7 protein-coding genes are annotated in these 9,474 nt (G+C 69.3%); 4 read left to right on the top strand and 3 right to left on the bottom strand.

Features of this window, described 5'->3' with window-relative positions:
• Positions 1-43 precede the first annotated feature (43 nt).
• Genes glpD through ACFWMR_RS32895 form a run of 3 tightly spaced genes read right to left on the bottom strand, consistent with a single transcriptional unit; the run spans position 44 to position 4,112 of the window.
• Positions 44-1,756 (bottom strand): glycerol-3-phosphate dehydrogenase, encoded by a 1,713-nt coding sequence (glpD, locus tag ACFWMR_RS32905; RefSeq protein ID WP_378381186.1) that lies wholly within the window; start codon positions 1,754-1,756, stop codon positions 44-46.
• Positions 1,757-1,761: 5 nt separating this feature from the next.
• Positions 1,762-3,279 carry a glycerol kinase GlpK gene (gene glpK / locus ACFWMR_RS32900; protein ID WP_378381185.1) on the bottom strand — a complete coding sequence of 506 codons (1,518 nt, stop codon included), beginning with the start codon at positions 3,277-3,279 and terminating at the stop codon, positions 1,762-1,764.
• 11 nt (positions 3,280-3,290) lie between these two features.
• Positions 3,291-4,112, bottom strand: a complete 822-nt coding sequence (locus ACFWMR_RS32895) for an MIP/aquaporin family protein (protein ID WP_093937207.1) — start codon at positions 4,110-4,112, stop codon at positions 3,291-3,293.
• A 151-nt stretch (positions 4,113-4,263) separates the two neighbouring features.
• On the opposite strand from ACFWMR_RS32895, the gene ACFWMR_RS32890 reads away from it, so the two are divergent.
• The 4 genes from ACFWMR_RS32890 (at position 4,264) to ACFWMR_RS32875 (ending at position 9,340) form a co-directional block, all read left to right on the top strand.
• Positions 4,264-5,031: an IclR family transcriptional regulator gene (locus ACFWMR_RS32890; RefSeq protein ID WP_093937206.1), complete on the top strand. Its 768-nt coding sequence runs from the start codon at positions 4,264-4,266 to the stop codon at positions 5,029-5,031.
• 13 nt (positions 5,032-5,044) lie between these two features.
• Positions 5,045-6,997: a glycerol kinase GlpK gene (gene glpK / locus ACFWMR_RS32885; RefSeq protein ID WP_378381184.1), complete on the top strand. Its 1,953-nt coding sequence runs from the start codon at positions 5,045-5,047 to the stop codon at positions 6,995-6,997.
• Between the two features lie 159 nt (positions 6,998-7,156).
• Positions 7,157-7,426: a hypothetical protein gene (locus ACFWMR_RS32880; protein WP_378381183.1), complete on the top strand. Its 270-nt coding sequence runs from the start codon at positions 7,157-7,159 to the stop codon at positions 7,424-7,426.
• A gap of 339 nt (positions 7,427-7,765) precedes the next feature.
• Entirely contained in the window at positions 7,766-9,340 is a 1,575-nt protein-coding gene (locus ACFWMR_RS32875; RefSeq protein WP_378381182.1) for a purple acid phosphatase family protein, read from the top strand.
• The last annotated feature ends 134 nt before the right edge of the window (positions 9,341-9,474 follow it).

Genomic DNA, 9,474 nt, shown 5'->3' with positions numbered 1-9,474 from the left:
TGCTTGCGCCTGGCGCAAGCAAGGGGGCCTTCATGTACTTGAGTCAGCTGGGCAGCAGAGCGGGGGCGGCCAGGCGGCTGGCGTTCGCCGCCTCGTCGTCCGGCTGGGCCTGGGCGGAACGCTCCGCCTCGACCCGCGCGAGATAGTTGGCGACCTCGCGCTCCTGCTTGTGCGAGTCCCAGCCCAGCAGCGGCGCCATCAGCCCGGCCACCACCGGCGCGGCCGTCACCCCGCGGTCCCGCTCCTCGATGGAGATGCGGGTGCGGCGCGTCAGGACGTCCTCCAGGTGCAGCGCGCCCTCATGCGAGACGGCGTAGACGACCTCCGCCTTGAGGTACTCCGCCGTCCCCGGGATCGGCTCGCCCAGTTCGGGACGCTCCGAAATGGACTCCAGGATGTCGTCGATCGCGGTGCCGTAGCGCTGGAGCAGGTGCTCGATCCGGCGAATCGGCAGCCCCGTGCGCTGGACGAGCGCGTGCCGCGAGCCCCACAGTTCGTGGTAACCCGTCGCGCCGACGATCGGGAGCCGCTCGGTCCACGACGACGGCGCCGGACGGCCGAGATCCTCCACCGCGACGTCGACCGCGTCGGCGGCCATCACGCGGTACGTCGTGTACTTGCCGCCGGCCACGATCACCAGGCCCGGCACCGGATGCGCCACGGCGTGCTCCCGCGACAGCTTCGTCGTCGCCGTCGCCTTCGCGGCCAGCAGCGGCCGAAGCCCGGCGTACACACCCTCGATGTCATCGGCGGTGATCGGCGTGCGCAGCACCGCGTTGAGGTGCCCGAGCACGTAGTCGACGTCCGCATGGCTGGCCGCCGGGTGCTCGCGGTCGAGGTCCCATTCGGTGTCGGTGGTGCCGACGATCCAGTGCCGTCCCCACGGGATGACGAACAGGACGCTCTTCTCGGTACGCAGGATCAGCCCGGTGTCCAGGTCGATCTTCTCGCGCGGCACCACCAGGTGGATGCCCTTCGACGCGCGCACGGTGAACGGCGCGGGGATGCCCGCCGCTTCCGCCATGTCGTCGCTCCACACGCCGGTGGCCGCGACGACTGTCTTCGCCCGGACCTCGATCTCCGCTCCGCTCTCGCGGTCGACGACCTTGGCGCCGACGACGCGTTCGCCGTCCCGGATCAGGGAGGTCACCCGGGCTCGGGTCAGGACCGAGGCGCCTTGCTCGGCCGCGGTCCGCGCGATGGTCATCGTGTGGCGGGCGTCGTCGACCTGGGCGTCGTAGTACTGGATGGCGCCGATCAGGGCGTCGTCGGCGAGGCCGGGGGCGACCTTGCCCGCACCGCGCTTGGACAGATGCCGGTGCCGGGGCAGCGCGCGAGCCCCGCCGAGGGTGTCGTAAAGCGTGACACCCGCGCCGATGTACCCGCGCTCCCAGACCCGGTGCTTGAGCGGCACCAGGAACTTCACCGGCCGCACCAGATGCGGCGCGAGGGTCTGCAGCAGCAGGCCGCGTTCCTTCAGTGCCTCGCGCACCAGTTTGAAGTCCAGGTTCTCCAGGTAACGCAGGCCGCCGTGGATCAGCTTCGACGACCGGCTGGACGTCCCGGCGGCGAAATCGCGGGCCTCGACGAGCGCGACGGAGAGCCCGCGCGACGCCGCGTCGAGCGCGACGCCGGCACCGGTCACTCCCCCGCCGACGACCAGCACGTCGATCTCTTCGCGGGCGAGCTTGCGCAGGGTCTCGGCACGGTAGACCGGGGAAAGCGGTACGGGTGTCACTGTGTTCCTCCTGTTCATCGGGCTCACTCGACCTCGACCCAGTCGAGCGTGCGGCCGACGGCCTTCTGCCAGCCCGCGTAGCCCACGGCGCGCTGTTCGTCCGTCCAGGACGGCTCCCAGCGCTTGTCCTCGTTCCAGTTCTGTTCCAGCTCGTCGGTGGACTTCCAGAACCCGACGGCCAGACCCGCCGCGTAGGCGGCGCCGAGCGCGGTGGTCTCGGCGACGACCGGCTTCGACACCGGCACGCCGAGGATGTCGGCCTGCAGCTGCATGCAGAGTTCGTTCGCGGTCACGCCACCGTCCACCCGCAACACGTCGAGCGTGACGCCCGAGTCGTTCTGCATGGCCTCGACGACGTCGCGGGTCTGGTAGCAGATCGCTTCGAGTGTCGCCCGCGCGAGATGCGCGTTGGTGGTGGCGCGGGTGAGGCCGACGATCGCGCCGCGCGCGTCCGAACGCCAGTACGGCGCGAAAAGCCCGGAGAACGCGGGGACGAAGTAGACGCCGCCGTTGTCCTCGACCTGGCGGGCGAGGCTTTCGCTCTGGGAGGCCCCGCTGATGATGCCGAGCTGGTCGCGCAGCCACTGGACGGCGGAACCGGTGACGGCGATGGAACCTTCCAGCGCGTAGACCGGCTTCTCGTCGCCGAACTGGTACGCCAGCGTCGTGAGCAGCCCGTGCTTCGAGCGGACGACCTCGTGGCCGGTGTTGAGCAGCAGGAAGTTGCCGGTGCCGTAGGTGTTCTTGGCCTCGCCGGGGCGGAAGCACACCTGGCCGACGGTCGCCGCCTGCTGGTCGCCGAGCACACCGGTGATGGCGACCTCGCCGCCGAGCGGGCCGTCCGCGCGGGTGACGCCGAAGTGGCCGTTGTTCGACGACGGCCGGATCGACGGCAGCATCTGCTTGGGGACGCCGAAGAAGGACAGCAGTTCGTCGTCCCACTCCAGCGTTTCGAGGTCCATGAGCATGGTGCGCGACGCGTTGGTCGGATCCGTCACGTGCACGCCGCCGTCGGGGCCGCCGGTGAGGTTCCAGATCAGCCACGAGTCGGTGGTGCCGAAGAGCGCGTCGCCCTTCTCCGCGTCTTCGCGGACGCCGTCGACGTTCTCCAGGATCCACTGGAGCTTGCCGCCGGAGAAGTAGGTGGCGGGCGGCAGACCGGCCTTCCGCCGGATGACGTCGCCCTTGCCCGCGCGTTCCAGCGCCGAGGCGATCCGGTCGGTGCGGGTGTCCTGCCACACGATGGCGTTGCAGTACGGCCGCCCGGTCCGGCGGTTCCACACGACGGTGGTCTCACGCTGGTTGGTGATGCCGAGCGAGGCGAGGTCGGCGGCGGTCAGCTTCGCCTTGTTGAGCGCGGTGGCGATGACCGAACGGGTCCGCTCCCAGATCTCGGTCGCGTCGTGTTCGACCCAGCCCGGCTTCGGCAGGATCTGCTCGTGCTCGAGTTGGTGGCGGGCGATCTCGTTGCCGCCGTGGTCGAAGATCATGAACCGCGTGCTGGTGGTGCCCTGGTCGACGGCGCCGATGTGGTCAGGCATGGTTTCTCTCCTTAGGAAACGCGCTCGATGTCCTTGGCGGGCAAGGCTTCCGGTGCCGGGTCGGTGGGCAGGTAGCGCTCGATGAAGAACTTGTAGATCGCGCCGCCGATGACCGCGCCGACGATCGGGGCCACGATCGGGATCCACCAGTACGGATAGCCGTACTGGTCGGTGAACGCGGTGTCGTAGCCGGTGAGCCAGGACATCAGGCGCGGGCCGAAGTCGCGGGCGGGGTTGATCGCGTAGCCGGCGTTGGTGCCCCAGGCCATGCCGATCGCGACCACGAGGAAGCCGACGACGACCGGGGCGAGGTTCGCGGCGGGCGCGGTGTTGCGGAGGTCGGTGATGGCGAAGATCACCAAGGCGAGGATGGCGGTGCCGATGATCTGGTCGCGGAACGCGCCCCAGTCACCCACCGGAAGGGTTCCGTTACCCGGAAGGGTGGAGAAGACGCCCTGGGTCTTGATCGTCAGCCCGGGGTCGGCCGCGTTGAGCACCTCGGTGTAGTTCCAGCGCACCAGCAGCGCGCCGAGGAACGCGCCGGCGGTCTGCGCCAAGGCGTACGGCGCGACCTTGCGCCACGAGAAGCCCTTGAACACCGCGAGCGCCACGGTGATGGCCGGGTTCAGATGCGCGCCACTGATCCGTGAAGCCACGTAGATCCCCAGCGTGACGCCGATCCCCCACGCCCACGCGATGCTGTCGTGGTCGCCGATGCCCGCCGCGACGACCTGTGCCACCACCCCGCAGCCGAACAGGATGAGGATCATCGTCCCGACGAACTCCGCCGCCAGTTCGCCCGCGAGTCCGCGAGCCTTGAGGTTTCGCACCATTGCTTCCTCCACAAAGGACACCGTTGCCCTGTTGAGGCCGAAGTTAAGTTCGCGGAAACCCGGGGTCAACGGACGCCGGTCGGCATTGTCGAACGCCGGAAGACGATGTTCGACATTGTCGAATCAGGGCCGGTCGGGCTACGGTTGAGCCGTGCCCGGTCCGATCCAGTCCATCGAGCGCGCCGCCGCGATCCTGCGGTTGCTGGCGCGCGGTTCCGGCCGTCTCGGGGTCGGCGAGATCGCCGATTCCCTCGAACTCGCCAAGGGAACGGCGCACGGGATCCTGCGGACCCTGCAAGGGGTCGGCTTTGTCGAACAAGACCGTGACACCGGGAAATACCAACTGGGCGCGGCGCTGCTGCACCTCGGCACGAGTTACCTCGACGTCAACGAACTCCGGTCACGCGCGATCAACTGGGCCGACGCGCTGGCCGCGCGCAGCGGTGAAGCCGTCCGCATCGGAGCACCGCTGGAGGGCCGGGTCCTGGTGGTGCACCACGTTTTCCGGCCCGACGACAGCCTGCAGACGCTCGACGTCGGCACGCTTCTCCCGCTGCACGCGACGGCGCTCGGAAAAGTACTTCTGGCCTACGACACCGGTCTCGTGGCATCGTTGCGCACCGGCGGGCCGGAGGCCTACACCCGCCGGACCCTGATCACCCAGACCGCGATCAAACGCGCCTGCGGCAAGGTGCGTGAGGCGGGCTGGGCGAGTGAGAACGGCGAAATGATCTCCGGCGAGGCCGGGATAGCGGCGCCGATCCGCGGGCACGGCGGCATCGTGGTCGGCGCGATCGGGGTGTCCGGCGCGGCGGACCGGATCTGTGAAGCCGACGGCAGCCCGATCCCCCGGCTGCTCGGCCACGTGCGCGACGCGGCACGGGCGGTCTCCCGCGATCTCGGCGCGTCCCGATGGTGATGGAGGTGCTCGCGTGGTCCAGCGCTACGTGATGTCGATCGACCAGGGCACCACTTCGACCCGGTGCATCCTGTTCGACGCGCGCGGCAGGCTGGTGTCGGTCGCGCAGCGCGAACACCAGCAGCACTTCCCCCGGCCGGGCTGGGTCGAACACGACGCGACGGAGATCTGGCGCAACGTCGGCCGGATCGTGCCGCAGGCGCTGGCCGACGCGGGAGCCGAACCGGCGCAGGTGGTCGGGCTCGGCATCGCGAACCAGCGCGAGACGACGGTGCTGTGGGACAGGCACACCGGCAACCCGGTCGGGCGCGCGATCGTCTGGCAGGACACCCGCACCGACGCGATGCTCGAACAGCTCGCCCGCGAGCCGGGCGCGGATCGCGTCCGCCGGCTGTGCGGGCTGCCGCTGGCCACGTACTTCTCCGCGCCCCGCATCCGCTGGATGCTCGAAAGGACCCCCGGCCTGCGGGAACGCGCCGAGCGCGGCGACGTCCTGTTCGGGACGGTCGAGAGCTGGCTGATCTGGAACCTGACCGGCGGCCCGGAGGGCGGCGTCCACGTCACCGACGTCACCAACGCCTCGCGCACCATGCTGATGAACCTGCGGACGCTGTCGTGGGACGACGAACTGCTGGAGTTCTTCGACGTCCCGCGCGCGATGCTGCCCGAGATCCGGCCCTCGACCGAGGTGTACGGGACGACGTCGCGGGTGGTGCCGGGCATCCGGATCGCGGCGGCGCTCGGCGATCAGCAGGCGGCGTTGTTCGGCCAGACCTGCTTCGCGCCCGGTGAGGCGAAGTGCACGTACGGGACGGGCAGTTTCCTGCTCCTCAACACCGGCCCGACGCCGGTGCATTCCACGCACGGCATGCTGACCACCGTCGGGTTCAAGATCGGCGATGAGCCCGCCGTGTACGCGCTCGAAGGGTCGATCGCGGTGACCGGGTCGCTCGTGCAGTGGTTCCGGGACGGGCTGGAGCTGATCGGCTCCGCGCCCGAGATCGAGACGCTGGCCCGGACCGTCGAGGACAACGGCGGCTGCTACATCGTGCCCGCCTTCTCCGGCTTGTTCGCGCCGCACTGGCACAGCGAGGCCCGCGGCGTGATCGCCGGGCTGACGTCGTACATCACCAAGGGGCACCTGGCCAGGGCCGTACTGGAGGCGACGGGCTGGCAGACTCGCGAGGTCGTCGACGCGATGAACGCCGATTCGGGGCTGGCGCTGTCGACACTCAAGGTGGACGGCGGGATGACCGCGGACAACCTGTTGATGCAGTTCGTCGCCGACGTCCTCGACGTGCCGGTGGTCCGCCCGATGGTCGCCGAGACGGTGTCGCTGGGCGCGGCGTACGCGGCCGGGCTGTCGGTCGGGTACTGGCCGGATCTGGAGGGGCTGCGCCGGAACTGGCACCGGGCCGGGCAGTGGCTGCCGTCGATGGATCCCGCCCGCCGCGACAGCGAGTACGCACACTGGCGCCAGGCCGTGGAACTGACGTTCGGCTGGATGCGACCGGGACCGGCAGCCGCTCCCCCCGGCTCCGACCTGGTCGAGGTCGTGCTGGCCGATCACCGCCGGATCGAACAGCTCTTCCGGGATCTTCGCAACGACGAGGCCGACCGTCCGGCGCTGGTCGCGGAGCTGTCGGCGTCCCTGGTCGCCCATGTCACCGCGACGGAACGGATCATCCGTCCTGACCCGACGGAGAGCGGTTTCGCCGCCGAGTTGCTCGCGGTACTGGAATCGGACGACTTCGAAAAGGCGTTGGAAGCACTGGAGAATTCGGTGGACACGCATATCCGCGCGGAGGAACGCGGACTGCTGAACACACTCCGGCGCACACTGTCCACTTCGGACCGAACCGGCCTCGGCCGGGCGTTCGTCGCGGAACGGCAGCGTCAGCTGGACCTCGACTGCGGGTCGGTCGCACACGTCCGCGAGCAAGGGGCGCGGCTAAGGCTTTCATGACGTGCTAGCCTTTCGCCGTGCGCCGCTTCACTCGACTCGTAGTCAAGCGCGCCGGCTGAACCAGGTCGCCGGCGCGCAATCCGGCGACCCCTCGACACGGGGCATCTCCCGGGACCTGGCCCTCCATGGCCTGTTCGCTTCCCGCTTTTGGAGATCACGATGTCGCTCACCACTTTCCAGGTTCCCGCCCCTCGCACCTCCATGCTGGTCCGCCGCCGGATCGCCACCTACTTCGTCGGCGGCGTCGACCAGATCCCCGGCCTCGTCGACGCGCTCGGCTGCCTGGTCCACGACCTGTCGCTCGACGTGCGCGACGGGGTCCGCGAAAGCACCATGACCTGCGCCGTCCTGATCGCGGAAGACGAGGTCGAGCCGCTGCTGGACCGGCTGCGCGGCCTGGACGCGGTCATGTCCTCCGAACTGGTGTGACTCGCGCCGGCTCGAGCGGGTGACCAGGCGCCGTACTCGCGTGCTCGAACCCGGATCTCGCGTGCTTGGAGACGTGACTCGCGTGATCAGAGGCGGATCTCGCGTGATCGGACGCCGCACACCGAGATCGCCGTCTGAGCACGCGAGTTCCGCCCCCAATCACGCGAGATCCGGGTTCGAGCACGCGAGTTCCGGGTTCGAGCACGTGAGTCACGCCGGCTTGCACGGTTCCATGCAGGCCGCACCAGCCTCTTGACTTAGTTAGGAAGCCTTCTTAACTTCAATTTTATGGCCGAAACTCCCCGGAACAGCAGGTCCCAAGCCTATCGTCGGCTCAGCTTGGCCGAGAAACACGACAAGTTCGTCAATCAGTACTCGCGGCGGACGCTGTTCCGGGTGGGTGCGGTCAGCGGCGCGGCACTCGCCGCCGGAGGCGTCCTCCTGCCCGGCGTCGCCGCGGCCTCCCCCAGGCCGACAGGACCGGCAGTGCCAGCAGGACCGACAGTGCTGCTCAACGCGGACAAGGTCGCGGGTTCGGCGCTGCGGCCGTTCGGGCGGCACATCGCCTACGGGGCCGATCCGTCCCAGCAGGTCGTGGTCTCCTGGCAGGTGCCCGCGGCGGTGACAGCGCCGTTCGTCCGGATCGGCACGGTCCCCGGCGACTTCAGCCCGCCCATCCAGGCCGAGGTCCGGGCCCTGACCAGCCAGATGTCCTGGCAGCACCCGGTCGAGGAGTACCCGCCGAACAGCCCGAAGTCGATCACGCAGTACTACCTCCACGCCCGGATCGACCGCCTCCTGCCCAGCACCACCTACTACTACGTCGTCGGCCACCAGGGTTACGACCCCGCCACCAGGCTCGGCGAGATGGCGAGCTTCCGCACCGCCCCGGCAGCGGGCGGCGACGGCACGTTCTCGTTCACCGCGTTCGGCGATCAGGGTGTCGGCTACAACGCCGTCGCGACCAGCAGCCTGATCGCGGGCCTCGACCCGGCCTTCCACCTCGCCATGGGCGACCTGAGCTACGCGCTCGAAGGCGAGGGCGGGCACCCGGAGGAAGACCAGTACGACGCCCGGCTGTGGGACTCCTTCTTCGTGCAGAACGAACCGGTCACCGCCGGGATCCCGTGGATGATGGCGCTCGGCAACCACGAGATGGAGGGCTGGTACTCCGAGGACGGTTACGGCGGCGTGCGGGCGCGCTTCACCATGCCGGACAACGCCTGGGACGGCTCCACCTGCATCTACTCCTGGCGCTACCAGAACGTCGGCCTGATCAGCCTGGACGGCAACGACGTCTGTTACAACAGTCCGTCCAATCTGGACTACACCAAGGGCAAGCAGCTCAAGTGGCTCGGCAAGACACTCGCCGCCTTCCGCGCCGACCCCACGATCGACTTCATCGTCGTCTACTGCCACCAATGCACGTACTCCACCTGCCATTCCAACGGCGCCGAACTCGGCGCGCAGAAGGACTGGGCCCCGCTGTTCGACAAGTACCAGGTCGATCTGGTGCTCAACGGGCACAACCACATCTACGAGCGCACCGACCCGATCCGCGCCGGCAAGGCCGTCAAGAAGGTGCCCTCGCGCGGGACCACGAACCCGGTCAAGGACGGGACGACCTACATCACGGCGGGTGGCGGGGGCGGCAGCGTCTCCGAGTTCCCGGCGCCCGACACCTATCTGGGCCATGAGACCAGCAACGACTCGCCGGTCCCGATGAAGTACTCGGAACGGGACGGCCAGGACCGCACCAAGAAGGTCACCTGGTCCCGTGTCCGGTTCCGCGGCTACAGCCTGGTCGCGGTCGACGTCATCGCGGGCACGGGCACCACACCGCCCAAAATGGACGTTCGCGCGATCAGCGCCGACGGCACCCTGGTCGATCAGATCATCGTGCAGCGGTCCTGACCCGGCGGCGGCGCCCGGCACCGCCGAGCACGGGGGCCGCCGCCTTCCCCGCATCGACCGGGAAGTCGGTCCACATCGGCCGATCGGCCGGTATCCGGCCACCATTTCCGGCCCGGTTTCCGAAGCGCCGAAAC

The sequence above is a fragment of the Amycolatopsis thailandensis genome (assembly GCF_042723255.1).
Lineage (GTDB): Bacteria > Actinomycetota > Actinomycetes > Mycobacteriales > Pseudonocardiaceae > Amycolatopsis > Amycolatopsis thailandensis.
The sequence above is the reverse complement of the archived record's forward strand: the minus strand, read 5'-3'. Positions and strand labels throughout refer to the sequence as shown.

What these genes read in the sequence shown, in the direction of transcription:
- glpD (WP_378381186.1), bottom strand. Translation starts at nt 1,756, where the DNA reads ATGAACAGGAGGAACACAGTGACACCCGTACCGCTTTCCCCGGTCTAC.
- glpK (WP_378381185.1), bottom strand. Translation starts at nt 3,279, where the DNA reads ATGCCTGACCACATCGGCGCCGTCGACCAGGGCACCACCAGCACGCGG.
- ACFWMR_RS32895 (WP_093937207.1), bottom strand. Translation starts at nt 4,112, where the DNA reads ATGGTGCGAAACCTCAAGGCTCGCGGACTCGCGGGCGAACTGGCGGCG.
- ACFWMR_RS32880 (WP_378381183.1), top strand. Translation starts at nt 7,157, where the DNA reads ATGTCGCTCACCACTTTCCAGGTTCCCGCCCCTCGCACCTCCATGCTG.